At 41.2% G+C, this 19,698-nt stretch carries 18 protein-coding genes and 1 pseudogene; 2 read left to right on the forward strand and 17 right to left on the reverse strand.

Features of this window, described 5'->3' with window-relative positions:
• Nucleotides 1–33 precede the first annotated feature (33 nt).
• A complete protein-coding gene (locus AC3WR0_RS04145) occupies nucleotides 34–705 on the forward strand; it encodes a YhcN/YlaJ family sporulation lipoprotein (RefSeq protein WP_492551114.1) in 672 nt (223 codons plus the stop codon).
• Between the two features lie 51 nt (nucleotides 706–756).
• Here the strand turns inward: AC3WR0_RS04145 and lipA are convergent, their stop codons facing one another.
• Nucleotides 757–1,674: a lipoyl synthase gene (gene lipA, locus AC3WR0_RS04150; RefSeq protein WP_492551115.1), complete on the reverse strand. Its 918-nt coding sequence runs from the start codon at nucleotides 1,672–1,674 to the stop codon at nucleotides 757–759.
• A 188-nt stretch (nucleotides 1,675–1,862) separates the two neighbouring features.
• On the opposite strand from lipA, the gene AC3WR0_RS04155 reads away from it, so the two are divergent.
• A complete protein-coding gene (locus tag AC3WR0_RS04155) occupies nucleotides 1,863–2,849 on the forward strand; it encodes a M23 family metallopeptidase (RefSeq protein WP_492551116.1) in 987 nt (328 codons plus the stop codon).
• Between the two features lie 51 nt (nucleotides 2,850–2,900).
• On the opposite strand, the gene yunB is transcribed toward AC3WR0_RS04155, so the two are convergent.
• The 16 genes and pseudogenes from yunB to sufC all read right to left on the reverse strand — a co-directional run bounded on the left by yunB (nucleotide 2,901) and on the right by sufC (nucleotide 19,340).
• Nucleotides 2,901–3,662 (reverse strand): sporulation protein YunB, encoded by a 762-nt coding sequence (gene yunB, locus AC3WR0_RS04160; protein ID WP_492551117.1) that lies wholly within the window; start codon nucleotides 3,660–3,662, stop codon nucleotides 2,901–2,903.
• 74 nt (nucleotides 3,663–3,736) lie between these two features.
• A complete protein-coding gene (locus AC3WR0_RS04165) occupies nucleotides 3,737–4,831 on the reverse strand; it encodes an HD-GYP domain-containing protein (RefSeq protein WP_492551118.1) in 1,095 nt (364 codons plus the stop codon).
• Between the two features lie 133 nt (nucleotides 4,832–4,964).
• Nucleotides 4,965–5,333, reverse strand: a complete 369-nt coding sequence (locus AC3WR0_RS04170; protein WP_492551119.1) for a hypothetical protein — start codon at nucleotides 5,331–5,333, stop codon at nucleotides 4,965–4,967.
• A gap of 25 nt (nucleotides 5,334–5,358) precedes the next feature.
• Complete coding sequence (locus tag AC3WR0_RS04175; RefSeq protein WP_492551120.1) at nucleotides 5,359–5,661, reverse strand: YunC family protein; 303 nt, start codon at nucleotides 5,659–5,661, stop codon at nucleotides 5,359–5,361.
• A 60-nt stretch (nucleotides 5,662–5,721) separates the two neighbouring features.
• Nucleotides 5,722–7,074 carry a bifunctional metallophosphatase/5'-nucleotidase gene (locus AC3WR0_RS04180; protein ID WP_492551121.1) on the reverse strand — a complete coding sequence of 451 codons (1,353 nt, stop codon included), beginning with the start codon at nucleotides 7,072–7,074 and terminating at the stop codon, nucleotides 5,722–5,724.
• Nucleotides 7,075–7,104: 30 nt separating this feature from the next.
• A complete protein-coding gene (locus tag AC3WR0_RS04185) occupies nucleotides 7,105–7,926 on the reverse strand; it encodes a sulfite exporter TauE/SafE family protein (RefSeq protein ID WP_027320601.1) in 822 nt (273 codons plus the stop codon).
• A 19-nt stretch (nucleotides 7,927–7,945) separates the two neighbouring features.
• Nucleotides 7,946–8,791 (reverse strand): DUF72 domain-containing protein, encoded by an 846-nt coding sequence (locus AC3WR0_RS04190; protein ID WP_492551122.1) that lies wholly within the window; start codon nucleotides 8,789–8,791, stop codon nucleotides 7,946–7,948.
• A 264-nt stretch (nucleotides 8,792–9,055) separates the two neighbouring features.
• On the reverse strand, nucleotides 9,056–9,757 hold the full coding sequence (chbG, locus tag AC3WR0_RS04195; protein WP_492551123.1) for a chitin disaccharide deacetylase: 702 nt from the start codon (nucleotides 9,755–9,757) through the stop codon (nucleotides 9,056–9,058).
• Nucleotides 9,758–9,812: 55 nt separating this feature from the next.
• Nucleotides 9,813–11,138, reverse strand: a complete 1,326-nt coding sequence (locus AC3WR0_RS04200) for a 6-phospho-beta-glucosidase (RefSeq protein WP_492551194.1) — start codon at nucleotides 11,136–11,138, stop codon at nucleotides 9,813–9,815.
• Nucleotides 11,139–11,177: 39 nt separating this feature from the next.
• Nucleotides 11,178–11,347 (reverse strand): annotated as a pseudogene (locus tag AC3WR0_RS04205) (PTS sugar transporter subunit IIA); the annotation flags it as partial.
• A 191-nt stretch (nucleotides 11,348–11,538) separates the two neighbouring features.
• Nucleotides 11,539–12,870, reverse strand: coding sequence for a PTS cellobiose transporter subunit IIC (gene celB / locus AC3WR0_RS04210; RefSeq protein WP_027320605.1), 1,332 nt, complete (start codon nucleotides 12,868–12,870; stop codon nucleotides 11,539–11,541).
• A 1,176-nt stretch (nucleotides 12,871–14,046) separates the two neighbouring features.
• Entirely contained in the window at nucleotides 14,047–15,444 is a 1,398-nt protein-coding gene (gene sufB, locus AC3WR0_RS04215) for a Fe-S cluster assembly protein SufB (protein ID WP_027320606.1), read from the reverse strand.
• Between the two features lie 127 nt (nucleotides 15,445–15,571).
• Nucleotides 15,572–16,012: a Fe-S cluster assembly sulfur transfer protein SufU gene (gene sufU / locus AC3WR0_RS04220; RefSeq protein WP_027320607.1), complete on the reverse strand. Its 441-nt coding sequence runs from the start codon at nucleotides 16,010–16,012 to the stop codon at nucleotides 15,572–15,574.
• Nucleotides 16,002–17,231 carry a cysteine desulfurase gene (locus AC3WR0_RS04225; RefSeq protein WP_492551124.1) on the reverse strand — a complete coding sequence of 410 codons (1,230 nt, stop codon included), beginning with the start codon at nucleotides 17,229–17,231 and terminating at the stop codon, nucleotides 16,002–16,004. The genes sufU and AC3WR0_RS04225 overlap by 11 nt, the downstream gene beginning before the upstream one ends.
• A complete protein-coding gene (gene sufD / locus AC3WR0_RS04230; protein WP_492551125.1) occupies nucleotides 17,231–18,535 on the reverse strand; it encodes a Fe-S cluster assembly protein SufD in 1,305 nt (434 codons plus the stop codon). The genes AC3WR0_RS04225 and sufD overlap by 1 nt, the downstream gene beginning before the upstream one ends.
• 19 nt (nucleotides 18,536–18,554) lie before the next feature.
• Nucleotides 18,555–19,340, reverse strand: coding sequence for a Fe-S cluster assembly ATPase SufC (gene sufC, locus AC3WR0_RS04235; protein WP_027320610.1), 786 nt, complete (start codon nucleotides 19,338–19,340; stop codon nucleotides 18,555–18,557).
• Nucleotides 19,341–19,698 lie beyond the last annotated feature (358 nt).

Raw genomic sequence — 19,698 nt, forward strand, 5'->3', positions numbered from 1 at the left:
CATTGGTAATCCTAATAACAGGAGGTGTAAATATTGAAAAAAACCTTGTCAGTACTCGGAATTGCCTGCCTGATGGCCACCGTTGGCTGCTCTAATGACGCGTCCCACAAGGATGTTTACGAGGAAAGCGGACATTCCATAAATGTTAATAATAAACGCAATGAACTTTATAATGAAAAGCAAACACAAGGCGTTAGAAATATGAGTAATGATTTTGGTTATGTGAGGCATCAAAAAAGCCCGGTTATGGGGGATGCACACTCAAATGGACGCCCAATTGCTATGAATCGGGAACAGTTGGCCCATGTTATCAGCAGTCTTGGAACTGATCTGCCAAATATAAACGATATTGCCACTTTGGTAACCGACCAGGAAGTCCTAATTGCATACGATACGGATGCACAAGACAGAAACCGGACAGCCGATATGGTAAAAAGAACCGCAATGTCAGTGGTTCCCCGCTATTATCACGTTTATGTAAGTGATAACAAAAGGATGTTCAGAGAAGTAGAAAATTTATCACACCTGGAATCCACAAGCAGGGGGTCACGCCATCTTGTCGATAATTTAATTAAAGAAATGAAAAAGTCTCCACAGGGAGCACCAATGAATGCAAGTGAAAACGCCAATGGCGAAACACCCGATGATCACACAAAGATGTCCGGTAATAACACAGGTAAATCGAATAATAGTATGGGTAAATAACAAAAAAGAGTTCAGCTAAAAATTCAGCTGAACTCTTTTTGATATTTCACCTTATGCTTCTTGTGCTTTAATCTCTGCAAGTGCACTTTTATGCTTGGCAGCAGCATTAACCTGTTCATCTGCATGGTATGAAGAACGGACAAGCGGACCTGCCTCACAGTGGCTGAATCCTTTGTTTAGAGCAATTTCCTTCAGTTCTTCAAACTCAGCAGGGCTGTAATATTTAATAACGTTCAAATGCTTTTTAGTTGGCTGCAGATATTGGCCAATAGTCATAATATCCACATTATTAGCACGAAGGTCATCCATCGTTTCCAAAATCTCTTCTTTGGTTTCGCCTATTCCAATCATGAGGCTTGATTTCGTTGGAATATTAGGCTGCATTTCTTTCGCTCTCCGCAAAAATTCAAGGGAACGTTCGTATGTAGCACGCGCTCTAACTCTTGGCGTAAGCCTCCGGACCGTTTCTATGTTATGGTTCAGAATATCTGGTTTTGCATCCATAAGTACCTGTAAATTTTCTTCTTTTCCACCCATATCGGAAGGAAGTACTTCGATGCTAGTAAAAGGATTTTTACGGCGAATAGCCCGAACAGTCTCAGCAAAAACGGCTGCTCCCCCATCCTTTAGGTCATCCCTTGCCACTGCTGTAACAACCACATGCTTTAAATTCATAAGCGTGACCGAATCAGCAACTCTTTCAGGTTCCTGTAAATCCAATTCAGTAGGAAGTCCAGTTTTTACAGCACAAAAGCGGCATGCACGTGTACATACATCTCCTAGAATCATAAAAGTTGCTGTTCTTCTTACCGCCCAGCATTCATGAATATTCGGGCATCTTGCTTCTTCACAAACGGTATGAAGCTTCTTTTCCCTCATCATCTTTTTTAAGCCGGTGTAACTTTCATTCGTATTAAGTTTTATCTTTAACCATTCCGGTTTACGCAAGTGTTCACCCTTGGTATTCATATATTCCACCTCATTTAATCTGAAAAATTGCTCTTCCACTGCACTAGAATGAGTGTCTCAACTGTCACTTTATCATACTAAAACAGGCAGGACAAGCCATGAGTTTATCTTTACCATTTATTAACCATAATAAATCTCACGCTCTTTTTGCAAACTAATTTTGTATATTATCCGAAGGGAGGATTCCTGTGCGGGCGCTTTTGATATTAGGAACAGTATTCGTATTTATATTTTTACCCTTCCAATCTGCACATGCCGAAGAAGAAGATGTTTATCAGAAAAGAATGGCCCTGTATAAAAAAGTAGAAGCTGTAACTCAAATCCCATGGTACTACTTGGCCGCTATCGATCAATATGAGCGGAACATCCGCCAGGTTCGCAGAGACTTGCCAAAACCACAGGGATTAACCGGCATCTATTTCCGGCCGGAAGAATGGGCAGGGATAGCAAATCCCCATCCTTCAGATACCAATCCAGCTTCCATCACCTTTTTTAATGGCGCTGGGGTCGATGGGAACGGAGATAGAAAAGCAAGCATCAATGATGATGAAGATGTTCTCTATTCCTTTGCTGTTTATCTTCTCTCCTATGGAATTGACCAGGAGAATATTAAAATTGCTCTTTGGGATTATTATAAACGTGATAAAACAGTGGGTATTATTGCGGACAAAGCAAAGATCTACAGGCACTTTGGAAGGATTGATTTAGAGGATTCCGCCTTTCCTGTTCCTATTCGAAGCAACCATAGTTATAACAATACATGGGGAGATGCACGAGGCTGGGGCGGGAGAAGAATACATGAAGGAACGGATATTTTCTCCCATTACGGTGTACCAGTCCGGGCAACAAAGTATGGAATTGTTGAAATGAAGGGCTGGAATAAATTTGGCGGCTGGAGAGTAGGGATTCGTGATATTAACAACACCTATCATTATTTTGCCCACCTTAGTGGCTTTGCCAAGGACCTTAGAGTAGGCCAGATTGTAGAACCCGGCACCTTGATAGGCGGGGTGGGAAGCACTGGCTACGGGCCTCCTGGGACTTCAGGAAAGTTCCCTCCTCATTTGCATTACGGCATGTACAAGGACAACGGTTATTCTGAATGGTCCTTTGATCCATATCCACATTTAAGAATGTGGGAGAGAACCGAAAGATTAAAAGCGAGAAAAAAATAAAGAATCCACTGCATAAAAAGGACTGCCCTTGACGGACAGTCCTTTCAATCTTTAATCTCCAGTTACCGGAAGTTCGAACGACGGCGAGGAACTTCCTCCTCCATTATAAAACTGAGGAACCTCCCCTTGTATTAGCCCTGCTGCGACCGGTATATTTTGTGAAAGCTTGGTAATTTTTGTGTCAAAAGGGGTGATAATTTGAATGGAGACCTCCAAATGAATGGCAATATCAATCCAGGTATTATTGATTCCCATTGGTTTTACTGTTGTTTTCACATCAGGATGGACGTTTCCTATCGCATTAAAACGTACGGGTATTTTTGGCCCAAGGTTCCCCAATAAGGTAATGTTTGAGGCCTGGCCCAAAGGAACATACCAAATGATACCCTCCAGGTCCTTTGGCTTATTTGTTTCTATTTTTACATCGGACAGCTGTTCAAGTGCTGACAGATCTCCCTTTTCCGCCATTTTGATGTTCTTTTCAACTTCAAGTGTGGTTTCAGCCAGAGCTCTGTTAATAACTTCCGTTTTCATATTGTAACTTGAGGCCTTACCGTTTTTCCCCGGAATTTCTTCCATAATATCATTAATATCCTTTACGTTAACCGTCTTCTTAATAACAGCCTTTGTTATAACCACAGAGGCAATTTTCCTTGTCTGAGATTCTGCAAAGCTCATAAGAGTAGGGGTAATTCCTTTATTGATCATCCACATCCCCGCAGCTGTAGAAAAAATGAAGAAAATAAAGGTTAATAAAAAAACATATCTATATGGCAAAGGGCCTTTACGGAAAGACCTGATGCGCCGCTTCACAATAAAAAACCCCCTTTACATGCTAAGTGTATGCTTGTAAAAGGGGAACTAGCTCTAAAAGTTTTTAAAAAGAATCAGTTCTTTTTTAAGGTTGTGTCACAATCGGTAATCATTATATGAAGTTCCTGTTTCAAATCCAGTTCATAAGGTTCGACTTCTTCTCCGTTTTCCTTCAGAATCCTTACTATTGGCCGATCACTTAATCCTTTATTCTGTCTGCTTACGACACCCTTACGGCCGTCTGAGAGGTTCACAGTAATTCCGACGGGATAAATTACGACTGCTCTTCTAAAAGCATCGACAACTTTTGTATCATATAAAGTTCCGGATCCGGCATATAGAATTTCTAGAGCCTTATGTGGCAGCATGGCTTTTCTGTAAACCCTATTGGATGTGATGGCATCGAATACATCAGCGACCGCAAGGATCTTTCCAAAATCATGAATATCATTGCCCATAATCCCGCGGGGATAACCCGACCCATCAAGCCTCTCATGGTGCTGAAAAGCACAGTGTGCTGCTAAAAGTGGGACTGTTGGGATGGTCCGCAGAATGTTAAATCCATCCTCAGCATGTTTCTTAATTTCTTCATATTCCTCTGCAGTTAACCGCCCGGGTTTCAGGAGAATTTGCTCAGGCACCTTCATTTTGCCAACATCATGCAAAATGGCTCCCAACCCTAATATTTCAAGCTCTTTTGGTCTTAATTTCATTTCAAGCCCAATTGCAAGGGTATACATAGTAACATTCAAGGAATGAGTAAAGATATAATGGTCGTATGTAAAAACATCAGACAGCAGTACCAGCAAATCTTCATTTCCTTTTATTTCTGAAAGGAGATATTTTATTAAGGATTTAAAATCACCCGAAGCCTTTTCTATCACTAAGGAACCGGAAACGTACGCATCCTTTTGAATCTTAACGAAATTGGATTCTATCGTAGTCATAGCCTTTCTTCTGGCTTTAACAGGAATAGGGTCCTTTAGTTTAATATCATCGGTCTTTTTATCTTTTACATATATATAACTAATGCCCATTCCTTCGAGACGGCTTAAAAGCTTGTCCTCGAGCTTGACCCCCTCGTTTAGGAGAATCTTTCCACGGTCATTATATATGGCCTTGCCAAGTATTGCTCCGGTAGGTACGGAGCCGGTGGCGACTAATCTCATAGTAAACTCCCATCTCAAAATACATCTGAATTGGCTGAGGAGTTCCAGCCGTTTGGAGAGGCAACAAAGTTAGGTACAAAGTTCGACAAATTCCTCTATTTCTATTATTATCTAATCCTTTTAATACTTTCAACTATCTTATGTACCACTTTAATGATTTTTTTAGTGAAAATGGAATTTCCCAACAGTGTAAGGATAGAATACGGTCTTCATTAGGCCTCCGGGAACTCAGTAATAAAAGACCTAAATTTTCCATCTTGATAAAAATAATTTTATTAAGAGCGTGAACTACAAAGGTAGGCCGCTGTCCGTGAAAATAGTCGTTCATCCTAGGATATGAAAGACCAAAGCCGATAACAGCACGTGAAAATACTAGTTCACCCAGGTTGTAAACGCCAAAGCCGTTAGCGAGCACTGATAAAAATCGTTCATTAGTGTCCAGCTGCCTGCTGGAAACAAATATAGTAGGCAGCATTGAGGCATTAAATTCACTTAAAAACACAAAAAGCCCACCACAATGGCAGGCACTATATCATTTTAAATAAAGCTTCTTTTCCAGGCATTCCTGGAAAAATCCCGAGCTTTTCAGCCTCATGTGTGACCGACTCCAGCGGCGCATCAAGGAGTTCCTGAATCGTTCTCACCCCAACTGCACGACCCGCAATGATACCCCGATCCCCTAATTTAGTATTTAATAATCCAACATCAAGAGCACCACACATAATATAGCCCTTATCATTGGATACAGACAGCAGAGTAGTTTTTGGAAGCTTTACCGTAACAGCCAAAAAGGTATTGCCTTTTATGTCAACAGGAAACAGGTCAATCATACTCTCACTCCTTCCCTATCCATAACACTTTATGTTATGGGCAGGAAAAGGTGAATTTGTCTATTTAGTTATTTTCCATGCAAGGAGATCTCGGAGGAACTCGGGCATGAAATACCTTTTATGAGCTGACCGTTGTATCACGGGGAAAAACCTCCCGAAAGTAAACATATCGGGTATAGCTAGCTTGTAAATAGTATCAGGTTTCAAATTCCTTCCTCTTATCTGAATCTCCTGCAGTTCATCAATAAATTCTATCTGATCATAAACCATATTTCCCATTACCTTCCCACGGAAGCCAAGCCCTTTGATTTGCATATGAGGCCACTCCTCATCCCTTGTCTGTAAAAGAATTTCCCTTAGTTCATTTCCGGGTAATTCAACTACACAAGGATTAATGGGGTGAGGACAAACAGTCAGCAAATCATATTTTGTGACATCACCGGATATGGGACCAAGCAAAAGTCCAGCATTTAAAAAGGCACAGTCTGCATCACACCATTCCCTTAAAGCATCACAAAGCAGCTGCGGGAGTGACGAAGGTTTAAAGTACTCGCTTTTAAGAGGCTGCTCCAGAGTAACAATTTTTTGATTCAGCAGGTGCTTTCCTTTTTCAAAAAGATTACTTGCCTCCTCCCTTTCTCCTACTGGTGCCTCTATTTCGTTCACATCGTATAATACAGCCTTTTTATTTGCTGCCAGGCCAATTGAGCTGATATTAAGCTCAACGTGTCCCACGTAGGCACCATGCTTTCCAGCCCCGCATAGAAGGGTTTGATTTACCATTTTTCCTTCATGGAGAATATGGTGTGTATGCCCTCCGAGGATAATATCAATCTCGGGATAATCTGCAGCAATTCTCTCATCTTCGTGTAAGCCAAGATGAGAGAGAAAAACAATGATATCTGCTTTTTCCTTTAACTCAGGCAAGAGGTTTTGAAGTTCCTGCAAAGGCTCCTCAAGCCTCCACCCAAGCAGATCGTAAAAATGAGAGAAGTACACAGTTAAACCGAAGACACCAATCCGAGTGCCTTTTTTTGTTGTGTAGATTGTATACGGTTTTGCCCAGCCTGGACGTTCCCCATTTTTATAAAACAGGTTTCCGAGCAAGACATCAAATTGAGCATCCTGGTAGACAGTATCCAGGTCTTCATGGGGAAGGGTTATACCTTCGTTGTTTCCAATCGTAATCGCTGTGTAACCAGCCTGGTTTAATAACTGGGTATTCCCTTTGCCATGCGTTCCTTCGGTAAAAGGATGCCATCTGTCCATATGGTCACCTATATCAAATAATAAAAATTCATCACCGGCCTCTTTATGCCATCTTTGACGTTCCTGAAGCAAATGACGGATTCGGGGCCAGTGATCAAAATGGCTATGTAAATCATTTGTATGGTAGATATGAATATTTTCCATTCCTGCCCTCATCCTCTAATTTCTTATATGTTAACCAAAAAACCCTTGATACATAAGCCGTACTCCCACAATAACCAATATGGTTCTTAGAAGAACTACAATTGTTTTGCTCTTAAGTCGTGTATTCAGATAAACGCCAACCTTTGCTCCCATCCAGGCTCCTGGAATTAAAGCCAAAGCATATAACCAGTTTACATTTCCTAACGCAACATGGGTAATGGAGCTAAGGACAGAAGACGGAAATATCATAAACATGGAGGTAGCTACGGCCACATGGGGCGGGAAAAAGAAAATTAAAATCATAGCAGGTACCATTAACGAACCTCCGCCAACTCCAAAAATCCCGGAAAGAAAACCAACCACAAATGAAATAAGAATGCCTATAACAGGATTAAATCCATATTCGAAGGTTGTGCCAGTGTTATCGGTAAATGTTCTTACAATTCCTTTATCCTTCCGGTAAGGAATCGGTTTTAATTTATTCTTTAATGTTAGGACAATGGAAACAAGAATAATAAAAAGGCCGAAAAAAATATTGAAGGATTTTAGATTCAGACTTTCTGTAACCCAGGCTCCAAGAATGCTTCCCGGACCGCTTCCAATTAGAAAAAGCAAGCCGCTTTTGTAATCTACCGTTTTATGTTTCATATAGGATAAGGTAGATGATAGTCCCGTGAAAATCATTGTGAATAAAGAAGTCCCCACAGCCACCTGTGGTGTAATATGATCAAAACCATGAAGAGTGCCTAAATATAGCAGCGCCGGCACCACAATGATGCCTCCTCCAAGGCCAATCAAAGAACCAAGAGAACTCGCCGCCATTCCAAGCAAAACTAGTAAAACCCATTCCATATATTATCCTTCTTCCAAGTTAAAATAAATCAAGCTGTCTGGGAGCAAGATTTTCATATTCAATATTTAACAGGCTGATCAATTGCCTGGCATTATCTGCCGCATCTCCGCCGGAGTTGTTATTAAATAGAACATATACATTCTCCGATTGGTTTTGTAGATTTTTAATGTACTCTGCCCATTCTTCTAGTTCTCGTTGATTATATCGGTATAAGTAACGAACTTCGCGCCAGTTTGGTGCATTTTTTTGCTGCCATCCATGGATATTACGGCCATGAAAACGCACAAGTACCTTTTGCGGACTTGTTGTTTCCAAAACAATCGGGACCGACCCTTCACCCGCCTGAGGCTCGTCACACACAACATGAATCCAATTCTCTTCCTTCATAAAAGCAAGTGTCTTTTCACGCAAATCAGGAGAAAACCATGTTTGATTCCTGAATTCAAGTGCACAAGGTATACTTCCCATTTGCTGTCTGCACCATCTTAAATAATCAACATTTTCCTTTTGGCAATCAAACCATGGCGGAAACTGAAAAAGAACCATAGCCAGTTTTCCTGCAGTTTGATAAGCCTCCAAAGAATCAATAAATGCTTCAAACATTTCCTCTTTGCTATCAAAAGGAATAACACCACGTTCATGCCCTGTCATACCCTGATAGGCTTTTACAATAAAATGAAAGGTTTCAGGAGTCTCAGTTACCCATCTTTGCGAGTTCTTTTTTGGCTGTATAGCATAAAAAGATGCATCCACTTCCACTGTTGGAAAATACCCAGCGTACTCTTTTAATTTATCTCGCGGTGGGATTCCTTTTCTATAAAGACTTTCATGATCTCCCCACCCGGTTACTCCAATATATATCATTGGCCCACCCCCCAAATAAATTTTAACATAGCCTTCTGAAAACGCACACTTTGCCGTATTTGTTCATTTTCCCCTTTAATACATGGTGTAAAACTAGGTAAGCGAGGCCCTAATAACTTACCAGATTCTAACTAGTAAAGTTTGTCCCTGAGAGTAATTCTCTCAGACATTTAATGGCCTTTCCGATATAAGTATTTGTTCAGCCAGATCATGAGTTAATCACAAAAAACCGCCTGCCATAATGGCGGGCGGTTAGGGCAAAAGTTATACCAATACAAGAGAAGGTGGAAGTGTTACGCTTGTTAGGATTTCCAATTCTTTCAAACGGTCTTTATTATAAGAAGATCCGCTCAGTACGGACTGATCCAAATAGCCTGGGTGAGTCATGACTTCCACAACCGAACCATCCGGTACTCGGTGCGGAATCTGCTCAAAATAATCGAATGTCGCTGTTTCTCCGTAAAAATCAGTCAGAAAAACATCTGAGAAAAACGTTATCCCTTCGATTGCCTCCTGAGTGAGGCGGATCGGAACGTTGTATTTTTTTGCCAGCCGCTGAACTACGGATTTCAATAAAAGAATTCCATGAGCATGATGGTGGGAATCAATATGAGTCAACGTGACTCCCGATGCCAAAAACTTTTCAATCTGAGCGGTCCATTCCTGCTCCACTTGTGCGGCATTGAGATTGGGATCATTAAAAATGATGCTATTCTTTTTAAAATAACCCTTTTCATCCACGAGGTCCGGTACATTTGTAAGCGGTTTTCCGCAAGTCAGCACCAGATGTATGCCGACCTGAAGCCGAGGATTTTCTTTGGCAAGCTCAAACGCATGCTCGGCACCCGGCATATTGGTCATAAGAGTCGCACTGGTGAGAATTCCTTTTTGATGAGCATCGATAACGCCAAAATTGACGCCTCTTGAATAGCCAAAATCATCTGCATTTACGATCAGTTTGATCATGATGGTTCCTCCTCATTTTGACAAAAGGTAGCGATGGCTACCTATTTGTTTTATTTCATGATTGAAAGAATTGTGGAAGGTACGCTTGATGCGCTTCCAGCATTTCATCTACAATCTGTTTGGCGACAGAGTCGCTTGCAACGAGCGGATTAATCGTTAACGCAAGGACCGCCTTGTCATAACTTCCTTCAACGGCCGCCTCGCAGGCAATGCGCTCAAACGATTTGATCTGCTGAACCAATCCTCGTGCGGCGACTGGTATATCTCCCATGGTCAAAGGAACAGGACCGTCCTTTGTTATAATGCAGCTGACTTCGACAGCGGAATCAAACGGAATGCTCGCGATGGAGCCTCTGTTCATTGTATTTACCGGTTGGATGTCGCGCTTATCATTATAGATACTGGTAATCAAGCGAACCGCCGCATCGCTGTAATAAGCCCCTCCCCGCTGCTCAAGCTGTGGTGGCTTGATCGCGAGATTTGGATCTTTATACAATTCGAACAGCTCATCTTCCAGGCGTTTCACTACTTCAGCACGGGTACCTTCTTTTTCTGCTGCTTCTTTTGTCTTTTTCAGCATCTCCGGCATTTTGTAATAATAGTTGTGGTATCCGCAAGTTAACGCGTTCAGAGAACGGATGAATTCCGGCTCCCATCCTTGTCCTTGAATATTTTTCACAAAACTGGTATTTTCCGGGTTAGTCAGCATGTCAATGACCTTGTCTTTCACACTTTCGCCGTCCAGATAAACATTCAGTCCGTACACCATGTGATTCAATCCTGCGAAATCGATGCGAATACGGGAATGCTCCACCTCTAAAAGTTTGGCGATTCCCATCTCCATTCCAATTGGAACGTTGCAAAGACCCACGACTTTCCGGAATTTACTATGACGAAGAACCGCTTCCGTTACCATTCCTGCCGGGTTAGTGAAATTGACAAGCCATGCATTCGGGCAAAGTTCCTCCATGTCTTTCACTATATCCAAAATGACAGGAATCGTACGAAGACCTTTGAACAGTCCACCCGGTCCGTTCGTTTCCTGACCTAATACATTGTATTTCAATGGAATGCGTTCATCTTTTGCGCGGGCATCCAGAAGACCTACGCGGAACTGAGTGGTCACAAAGTCGGCGTCTTTCAAAGCCAAACGGCGATCCAACGTAAGATGCACATCAACAGGAAGTCCGGCTTTTTTAAACATACGTTTCGCTAAGTTCCCTACGATATCTAACTTTTCTTTTCCTTCCTCCACATCCACCAGCCACAGTTCGGTTAATGGGAATTCATCGTACCGTTTGATAAAGCCTTCCACCAATTCAGGCGTGTAACTGGAACCTCCGCCAATGGTGGTGATTTTCAAAGGTTTTTTCGGTGTCATCATAAAGCCCTCCCAAATTCTTGACGAATGTCTACCAATTCAAGTAGCAAGATCTTTTACGGTCATAGCGGTCATCAGATGATCTTGCGTATGAACGAGAATCACCGGAATGTCATACGTATCCCGCTTGCTTCACCTTGAATAAGTTTGGTTTGAAATTTGTGCGCCTGGTTAAGCTCTTTATCTGCTTCTTCCAATTTCTCTTTCGCTCCATCAAAGTTTTTCTATTTCGCGTCATATATCATATATTGCTTCCATCTTGAGACTTCTCGCATTACCACTGTGCAAAATGGAACCAATCCCTGTTTTTTTCCATTAAATAAGAGCCTGCCCCAGGCAAGCTCTTATTCAATTGTTTACACTTTCTATTTTTTTTAATTTTTTTAGACCCTTTTTTTATTTAACTGACTTTTTTAGCCTCATTTTCAGAGCCGGATTCCAGCATCAGATTTTGCTTGTCCCAAATCTTAAAGAATGGGAAGTAAATCGAAAACGCAATCGCTAGGTTTACCAGTTGCATGGCTGCGCCTTTCCAGCTGAGGGTAGCTAAATAACCGCCCATAATTGGAGGAGAAGTCCAAGGAGGAAGAACACCGTTTGTTAACGGAACCATTCCGGTTTTCATGGCTAAGTACGTCACGATAGTGGTAATCACAGGCGTTAAGATAAACGGAACCATGAGAATAGGGTTCATCACAACAGGAGCACCGAAAACAATCGGCTCATTAATATTGAACAAACCAGGTCCGAGTGCCAGTCTTCCTAATTGTTTCGCCTGCTGGCTTTTGGAAAAGAATGCCATCATGAAAGCAAACACAACAGTCACACCGGAACCGCCCATATAGACGAAAAGATCAAAAAACGGTTGAGTAAAGATATTATGAGGATCATGGCCCGCAGCAATGGCTAAACGGTTATCGTCCAGAGAAGAGAGCCAAATAGGTCCCATAACAGCTCCAACGATCGCCCCGCCGTGAAGTCCTGTGGTCCATAACAAGTTTAAAAGTAACACGATAATGATGGTTCCGAATAAAGATCCTCCAAACGCACCAAGCGGACCTGCTAACAGCTTCGTCACCACACTATGTAAGTCATGGAAACTGGTATGTTCGACACCTAGACGAAGAAGCCAAACCACAAGGATTACAGCCGCACCAGGAATTAAAGCGACAAATGATTTTGAAACAGCAGGCGGAACACCGTCCGGCATTTTAAATACAATATTCATTTGAATGATTTTCCGGTAAATTTCAGTAGATATAAGAGCTAGAATCATGGCAACAAACAAACCTTTGCTTCCCATGTACATCATTGGGAGGACTCCTGTGACATGGACGGCTGCTTTTGCACCCGCAGGAAGAAATTCAGTAAAAGTGGGGGTTGCTAAAATAAAGGCAGCAACTGAAATGGCACCGGATGAAAGAGGATCGACGCCGTATTTTTCAGCCAGACGGTACGCAATTCCGAAAGAAGCAATCAGTGCCATAATACCAAAGGTTGCGCTCACAGGATAACTAAGAGCAGTGGTCCAGTCTTTTCCGAAAACATGGGACATAAAAGCTAAGTACCCTTCAAATGGAAGATTCGCTAGAATCAAGAAGATGGAACCGATGATTAATAATGGTGTTGATAGGACAATACCGTCACGAAGTGCTTGCAAGTGGCGTTGACCGGCAATTCTACCGGCAACAGGCATTACTTTGTTCTCCAAAAATGAATTAAATTTACTCATGTGTACTCACCCCTGTTTAATTTGGTTGCACAAAGTTAAAAACGCTTTCTTTTTGTCGAAAAAATATAAAAAGCATTTTCGCTACCTTTTTCACCGAAAGAAATTGAGGTTATTGTTAAACCAGCATGAAACTTTCCAAGGTTGTCCTCATTTTTCTCCCTAACTTCTTCTTTTTCACCATTAACAGATAAAAATCATAATATTCTGTTATTTTTTTGAATTATCCCAATTAGGATTTCATCCGCACCCTGTTCAATACTATTTTCATAGAGCTCACCTATACCTTTTTTAGACCAATTTTTATCTCCTCCCAACTATTACTATTAAGAATATCACTTTCGATGAAAAATTTAATCTACGATCGAAACAAAAATATTGACATGTTTCGACCTTCATTATGTCAGTTAAAGTAAAAAAAATAAATTTTTATAATAACAAAAAACATAAAAACTCCCCATCCAATAGGGTGAGAGCAATAACCTCTTTAAAGTGAGTAACCTAAAGTTACTTAAAAAGGCTAATAGATAAGTAAAAAAAAAGCGTATAGCAATTCAAACAAAAATGAAATCCTTGATCCTTCAAATTTAGGTGCCCATCAGTGACGGACAACAGTGACAATCCAAAGTATGAAGAAGATCGTTTTTGAATTTGCACATAAACTAGCCGAAGTATGTGTCATATCGCGGCAATAAGATAAAAGGTTTCGATAAAAAAAAACCATCCTTATTTTCAGAAGATGGTTCCCTTCCTTATTACATTAGTATTAATAAAAGCCAATTTACTAATAACTCTTTGAAATCAACTGGGACTTTTGTTGCCTTACAGATATCCATATTGGGAGAGTTTTGAAACTTGGGGTGGAGTACCAAAACTTTAACGGACATTATTTAACACCTTCTATCATTCGTGAAACAATTCAAGTTACTGCAATAAAGCTGGTGTTGAATATAAAGGCACCCACGTTTTTAGACATACACATGCTGTTTTGCTGCTTGCCATCAAAATAACAGCGGATACTTAACGGGATATTACCGAAAAAATAGAAGAAGACGAACTTCAAAAGTTCGTCTTCTACACTAAAAGATAATATCAAATCGGCATGAAATCGGCACGCCAGCAATTTTACATTTTGTAAATTACACATAAAACCCTATATATAAAAAGGTTTTTTCTTTGTTAGCCGATAGAACCTTCCATCTCGAACTTGATCAGGCGGTTCATTTCAACTGCATACTCCATTGGAAGTTCTTTTGTGAACGGCTCAATGAAGCCCATTACGATCATTTCAGTAGCTTCTTGTTGGGAAATACCACGGCTCATCAGGTAGAAAAGCTGTTCTTCAGAAACTTTTGATACCTTCGCTTCGTGTTCTAATGAAATATTATCGTTTAGAATTTCATTGTATGGGATTGTATCAGATGTTGACTGATTATCCATAATCAATGTGTCACATTCAATGTTAGCACGTGCGCCATCAGCTTTACGGCCGAAGTGAACGACTCCACGATAAGTTACCTTACCGCCATGCTTAGAAATAGATTTAGAAACGATAGTAGATGAAGTATTAGGAGCCAGGTGAATCATTTTTGCACCTGCATCCTGGTGCTGGCCTTTTCCGGCTATCGCGATTGACAATGTCATGCCACGGGCACCTTCGCCCTTCAAAATAACAGCAGGATACTTCATAGTAAGTTTAGAGCCGATGTTACCGTCAATCCATTCCATTGTTGCGTGTGCTTCGCAAACAGCACGCTTTGTAACTAGGTTAAATACGTTGTTCGCCCAGTTTTGGATTGTAGTATAACGGCAATAAGCATCTTTTTTAATAATAATTTCAACAACCGCGCTGTGAAGCGAGTTTGTAGTATATACAGGTGCAGTACATCCTTCAACATAGTGAACATGTGCGCCTTCATCAACAATAATTAATGTACGCTCAAATTGACCCATGTTTTCAGAGTTAATACGGAAGTAGGCCTGCAAAGGAGTATCCACTTTTATGCCTGGCGGTACGTAAATGAAAGATCCACCGGACCAAACAGCCGAATTAAGAGCTGAAAATTTATTATCTGTTGGAGGAATCACCTTTCCAAAGTGCTCACGGAAAATGTCTTCATTTTCCCTTAAAGCAGAATCCGTATCTTTAAACACGATTCCAAGATCCTCAAGATCTGCCTTCATGTTATGGTAAACAACCTCTGATTCATATTGTGCTGAAACCCCGGCAAGATACTTCTGTTCAGCTTCCGGAATCCCAAGCTTGTCAAAAGTGGCTTTAATTTCTTCAGGAACTTCATCCCAAGACTTCTCGGATTTTTCTGATGGTTTTACATAATAAGTAATTTCATCAAAATTTAGGGAAGCCATGTCTCCGCCCCATTGAGGCATTGGCATATTATAGAAATGTTCAAGAGACTTTAGTCGGAAGTCCAGCATCCATTGCGGCTCTTTCTTCATTTTAGAGATTTCCTCAACGATTTCACGTGTCAAACCACGTTTTGAACGGAATATGGAAACGTCTTTATCGGCAAAACCATATTTATAATCACCGATTTCAGGCATCTTTTTGGCCATTTTCGTTACTCCTCCTTATTGAAAAAGCGACTCGAACCCGCCGGAGACAAATGCTCCGGATAAAGCAGATATAGCTTTACTTTTCAGGCGCGGAGTTTTCCGCCTCCATCATTCGCTTAATCGTATATTATTCCCCTTCTTCGTGGAATCCCTTTTCCATAGCCTTCCATGCCAAAGTGGCACATTTAATTCGGGCCGGAAATTTGGAAACTCCCTGAAGGGCTTCTATGTCACCTAAGTCCATTGTATCGTCGTAGTCTTTTCCAAGCATCATATCAGAAAAAATTTTCGAAAGCTTAACTGCATCTTCTATTTTCTTTCCTTTAATAGCTTGAGTCATCATGGAGGCGGATGACATCGAGATGGAGCAGCCCTCTCCCTCAAACCTGGCATCTGCCACAGTTCCATCCTCCACTTTCATAGTAAGCTGGATACGATCGCCGCAGGTAGGATTATTCATATTGACGGTCAGGCTGCCATCCTCCAAAACACCCTTATTTCGTGGGTTTTTATAGTGATCCATAATCACCTGGCGATAAAGAGTATCTAAATTATTATTAGAAGACATTGCTGAAATACTCCTTTGTTTTGACAAGCCCCTCTACCAGCTTATCAACATCTTCTTCGGTATTGTACAGGTAAAAGCTGGCACGCGCAGTTGCAGCTGCTTCAAGCCAGCGCATAAGCGGCTGAGCACAGTGATGGCCAGCACGAACCGCGATGCCTTCAGCATCCAAAACAGTCGCAACATCATGAGGATGAACTTCATCCAGATTAAAGGTAATAACCCCAGCCCGCTTTCCAGCTTCCTTCGGTCCGAAAATCTTTATACCTTCAATACCAGACATTTTTTCCATTGCATATGCTGCAAGTTTATGTTCATGTGCTTCAATATTATCAAGGCCCACCTGCTGAAGAAAATCAATGGCAGCGCCAAGGCCAATTGCACCTGCAATGATCGGTGTGCCGGCTTCAAATTTCCACGGAAGCTCTTTCCATGTCGATTCATAGAGGTGTACAAAGTCAATCATTTCTCCGCCAAATTCGATTGGCTCCATTTTTTCAAGCAAGTCCTTTTTGCCGTAGAGGACACCAATCCCAGTGGGACCGCACATCTTATGTCCTGAAAAGGCAAAAAAGTCACAGTCAAGATCCTGTACATCAACCTTGATATGCGGAGCAGCCTGTGCTCCGTCCACCACCATTACCGCACCGTTTTCATGTGCAATTCTGGCAATTTCTTTAATTGGATTAATAACACCCAGTACATTAGAAACAAAAGTAACAGATACTAGTTTTGTGTTAGAAGTTATTGTTTCACGAACATTATCCAAAGACAGGGTTCCATCTTCCTGGAGCTCCAAATATTTAAGAGTAGCTCCAGTTCTGCGGGCAACCTGCTGCCAAGGTATAATATTGCTGTGATGCTCCATCAGAGAAATAACAATCTCATCGCCTTCTTTTAGGTTTTCTGCAGCATAGCTTGCAGCTACCGTATTAAGGGCGGTTGTTGTTCCTCTTGTGAAAATTACTTCCTGCATTGATTTCGCATTTATGAATTTGCGGACCTTTTCCCGGGCTCCTTCATAAGCATCAGTTGCTCTAGTGCCCAAGGTATGGACTCCGCGGTGAACATTCGAATTATAGCCGCGATAGTATTGATCTATCGTTTCAATTACTTGAACAGGTTTCTGTGAAGTAGCAGCACTGTCAAGGTAAACAAGCGGCCTTCCATTGACTTCCTGGTCTAAGATGGGAAAGTATTTACGAATATCCTCGATATTCATTAGCGTACTTTCCTTTCAATTACTTCTGTAAGCTGCTTTTTAACTCCTTCAATTGGAAGCTGGTTTACAACTGGTGCAAGGAAACCGTGAATAACCAGGCGTTCAGCTTCTTTTTGAGGGATTCCGCGGCTCATTAAGTAATAAAGCTGTACTGGATCTACACGTCCAACAGAAGCAGCGTGGCCCGCTGTTACGTCATCCTCATCAATTAACAGGATAGGATTCGCATCCCCACGTGCTTTTTCACTAAGCATTAAAACGCGTGACTCCTGCTCAGCATTCGCTTTGCTGGCACCATGCTCAATCTTGCCAATACCATTAAATATAGCTGAGGCACTATCCTTCATAACACCGTGCTTCAGGATAAACCCTTCAGAATTTCTTCCGAAGTGGACAACTTTAGTAGTGAAGTTTTGAATTTGCTCGCCGCTTCCAACTACTACGGTTTTAGTATCCGTAAAGGATCCATCGCCTACAAGGTTTGTTGTATTCTCAGAAATAGTATTTCCGTCATTCATCAAACCAAGAGCCCATTCAATTCTTGCATCTCTGCCGACAACCCCGCGACGGTTTACATAGGTTGTGATTCCTTTTGCCAGATTATCAACCGCGCCATACTGCACTCTTGCATTGGAATTGGCAAAAACCTCTGTGACTATGTTAAAAATAGCCTCAGATGAATCAACGGTAGAAATGTAATTTTCCACGTAAGTAACAGAGCTGTTATCTTCTGCAACTACAATCACGTGATTAAATAATGTCGCTTCCGCATTATCATGTACATAAACAGCTTGAACTGGTTCACTGATTTCTACATTTTTTGGAACATAGAGGAAAGTTCCGCCATTTACTAGAGCAGCATGTAAAGCAGCCAATCGATGCTCATCTGCTTTTACACCTGTCATAAAGTATTTTTGCAAAAGATCGCTATGCTCGCGGGCTGCTGTAAAAATATCTGTAAAGATAACTCCCTTGCCTTTTAAATCATCTGTTAATGATAGAAAGGCTGAAGTCTGATTACGCTGAATATATAAGTTTTTACTGCTCGCTTCTGTTATCAAAGCCTTAACTTCCGGAGCAAGCTCATCCAATGAGTTAAAAATCTGACTTTCAACTGTATGACTGCTGAACTGTGTGAAATTCCATTTATCTATTCTAGTCTTATCCGGTCTTGGCATCGGAAGAGTTTCCGCGTTTTCAATTGCTTCTAAACGCAGGTCTCCAAGCCATGCTGGTTCGCCTTTTTCCTTTGAGAAAGAAGCAACATACTCCTTGTCAAATGGCAATTTGGTTTCGGTTGTCATTTCAAATCCTCCTTAACGCTTACGCTTCTTGCCCAACTGTTTCATCTTCAATGCCTAGTTCTTGTTTGATCCAGTCATATCCTTCTGCTTCCAGGCGCTGCGATAGCTCAGGTCCGCCAGACTTAACAACTCGGCCCTGCATCATGACATGCACAAAGTCAGGAGTAATATAATTTAAAAGACGCTGATAGTGTGTGATAACCAAGCAGCCGAAATCTTCGCGGCGCATATCATTAATACCCTTTGAAACTACCTTAAGGGCGTCAATATCCAGACCGGAGTCAATTTCATCAAGGATGGCAATCTTAGGTTCAAGCATCATTAACTGAAGGATTTCATTTCGTTTCTTTTCACCGCCGGAGAAACCTTCATTTAAATAACGCTGGGCCATATCCAGGTCCATTTCAAGGAATTCCATTTGCTTATCCATCTTACGGATAAATTTCATAAGAGAAATTTCATTACCTTCACCAAGGCGGCTGTTTAGAGCTGAACGTAAGAAGTCAGCGTTTGTTACGCCGTTAATTTCACTTGGATACTGCATTGCAAGGAAAAGGCCTGCACGTGCACGCTCATCCACTTCCATTTCAAGAACGTCCTTGCCGTCAAGAGTAATGCTTCCGCTTGTTACAACATATTTTGGGTGTCCCATAATGGCAGAAGAAAGAGTAGACTTTCCTGTTCCATTTGGTCCCATAATGGCGTGGATTTCTCCGCCTTTTACTTCAAGATTAACACCCTTTAAGATTTCTTTCCCATCAATTTCTACATGAAGATCTTTGATCGTTAAAGTTGACCCAGCCATATATATACCTCCGAAAAATATAATATCTTATCATAAAGAACTTACTTATAGCTGTTAAAACGGCGCTATCCTGCATCCCTTATGAAATCAGAATTTAAGGATATAAATTCTGATGGTACTTAAAAAGACATATTTCTATTCTCATTTTATTCTCATTACAATCTTATAACAAATGAAAAGTGTTAGCAACTCTTAAACAGTATTAAATAAAAGGGCTTTTTTTAGCTTGCTCCGTGCGCAACACACTGCTTTGATGTTCTATTTTTTCCTAAGATGGGTGTTTCATGTATGGGGAAAACTGTCTCCATAGGGTGAACCTTATAAGGATATCCGACACAAATGTATTTAGAGAGATGAA

Source organism: Neobacillus sp. FW104-15D2, from assembly GCF_058790155.1.

Excerpts from the sequence above, each read along its gene's own strand:
- lipA (WP_492551115.1), bottom strand. The coding sequence starts at position 1,674 with ATGAATACCAAGGGTGAACACTTGCGTAAACCGGAATGGTTAAAGATA.
- AC3WR0_RS04165 (WP_492551118.1), bottom strand. The coding sequence starts at position 4,831 with ATGAGATTAGTCGCCACCGGCTCCGTACCTACCGGAGCAATACTTGGC.
- AC3WR0_RS04175 (WP_492551120.1), bottom strand. The coding sequence starts at position 5,661 with ATGATTGACCTGTTTCCTGTTGACATAAAAGGCAATACCTTTTTGGCT.
- AC3WR0_RS04180 (WP_492551121.1), bottom strand. The coding sequence starts at position 7,074 with ATGGAAAATATTCATATCTACCATACAAATGATTTACATAGCCATTTT.
- AC3WR0_RS04185 (WP_027320601.1), bottom strand. The coding sequence starts at position 7,926 with ATGGAATGGGTTTTACTAGTTTTGCTTGGAATGGCGGCGAGTTCTCTT.
- AC3WR0_RS04190 (WP_492551122.1), bottom strand. The coding sequence starts at position 8,791 with ATGATATATATTGGAGTAACCGGGTGGGGAGATCATGAAAGTCTTTAT.
- chbG (WP_492551123.1), bottom strand. The coding sequence starts at position 9,757 with ATGATCAAACTGATCGTAAATGCAGATGATTTTGGCTATTCAAGAGGC.
- AC3WR0_RS04200 (WP_492551194.1), bottom strand. The coding sequence starts at position 11,138 with ATGACACCGAAAAAACCTTTGAAAATCACCACCATTGGCGGAGGTTCC.
- celB (WP_027320605.1), bottom strand. The coding sequence starts at position 12,870 with ATGAGTAAATTTAATTCATTTTTGGAGAACAAAGTAATGCCTGTTGCC.
- sufB (WP_027320606.1), bottom strand. The coding sequence starts at position 15,444 with ATGGCCAAAAAGATGCCTGAAATCGGTGATTATAAATATGGTTTTGCC.
- sufU (WP_027320607.1), bottom strand. The coding sequence starts at position 16,012 with ATGTCTTCTAATAATAATTTAGATACTCTTTATCGCCAGGTGATTATG.
- AC3WR0_RS04225 (WP_492551124.1), bottom strand. The coding sequence starts at position 17,231 with ATGAATATCGAGGATATTCGTAAATACTTTCCCATCTTAGACCAGGAA.
- sufD (WP_492551125.1), bottom strand. The coding sequence starts at position 18,535 with ATGACAACCGAAACCAAATTGCCATTTGACAAGGAGTATGTTGCTTCT.
- sufC (WP_027320610.1), bottom strand. The coding sequence starts at position 19,340 with ATGGCTGGGTCAACTTTAACGATCAAAGATCTTCATGTAGAAATTGAT.